This is a genomic window from Mesorhizobium sp. M5C.F.Ca.IN.020.32.2.1 (genome assembly GCF_004023105.1).
Classification (GTDB): domain Bacteria; phylum Pseudomonadota; class Alphaproteobacteria; order Rhizobiales; family Rhizobiaceae; genus Mesorhizobium; species Mesorhizobium wenxiniae.
Map to the genome: position 1 here is coordinate 1 of NZ_RZSX01001293.1, position 1,210 is coordinate 1,210.

1 protein-coding gene is annotated in these 1,210 nt (G+C 63.9%); it reads right to left on the minus strand.

Features of this window, described 5'->3' with window-relative positions; translation table 11 throughout:
- Nucleotides 1-933: ABC transporter ATP-binding protein (locus EOA86_RS35355; RefSeq protein WP_206630237.1), on the minus strand; the 933-nt coding region annotated here is incomplete at its 3' end.
- Nucleotides 934-1,210: the final 277 nt, after the last annotated feature.

Consider the following 1,210-nt stretch of genomic DNA (forward strand, 5'->3'; position numbering starts at 1 on the left):
GATGTCGCGCAAATAGCCTTGCAGCACGAAGAACGAGGTCAGCACGAAGGTGACACCGCCGGCGCTCGCCTGCCCCCACGACCACAAAAGCAGCGAAAGTCCGATCACCGCTGCTCTCAGAAGCAGCAGCATCGACCCTTGCGTGGTGCCGTTGATGGTGCCGCGCACCCAGGTGCGGCGCGTACGCGCGCGCCATCTGGCGACGACTTTGGCAAGGCGCGTCTGCTCGCGCTCCTCGGCGCCAAAACCCTTGACCACGGCGTTGCAGCTCACCGCATCGGCCAGCGAACCGCCCAGGCGCGTGTCCCACGCGTTGGCAAGCCTTGCGGCAGGCGCGACATAGCCAAGCGACAGCAGCGCCGTTACCGCGATGAACAGCACCGAACCTGCGGCGACGACAGCACCCATCAGCGGCCAGAACCAGCCGAGCAGCAGCGTCGAGCCGACGAGCATGACGAGGGACGGCAGCAGCGCGATCAGGATCGTGTCGTTGAGCAGGTCGAGCGCCCACATGCCGCGGGTTATCTTGCGCACGGTCGATCCGGCGAAGCTGTTGGCGTGCCAGTCGGTCGAGAAGCGCTGGACGCGATGGAAGGCGTCGGCGGCGATATCCGCCATCATCTTCAGGGTCAGTTCGACGATGGCCATGAAGGCGAGATTGCGCAGCACAACGCCGGTGAGCGCCAAGGCTACCAGCATCGAAAAGGCCGCCATCGCCGCATTCCACGCGACATCGTCCGCTGCAGCACTGCTGGCAACGGCATCGACCAGTCGGCCGGAATAGAGCGGCGTCAGCACGTCGGCCAACGTCGACAGCAGGAACGTGCCCATGATGAGCGAAAGCCGCCACGGCTGACGCCGCCAATGACTGAGCGCGAAGCCGAGAACGCTGCGAAAGGCGCCCGCGCGCAAATCTATCTGAAAACGAGCCATGATGTCATTCGGGCGCAAACGAGCCCGGTCCCGGTAAGGTCGAAAATTGAAAAAACCGCGTGGGGCGAATTAGCGCCCGGGAATGCGGAGGTTCGGCATATTTGGCGGCTCACCCGAATACGGGCGGCGACCGGCATCGACGAAGGCCTGTTGTCAATTCGGCTTGGCCATGAAGGTGAAAACCTTCCGGCGGGCCACCTGAGACCTAGGCTTCGCGGCCTCGCATAACGATGTCAAATCCCGGCATTCGGTCCTCCCGAAAGGGGAATCGCGGAAC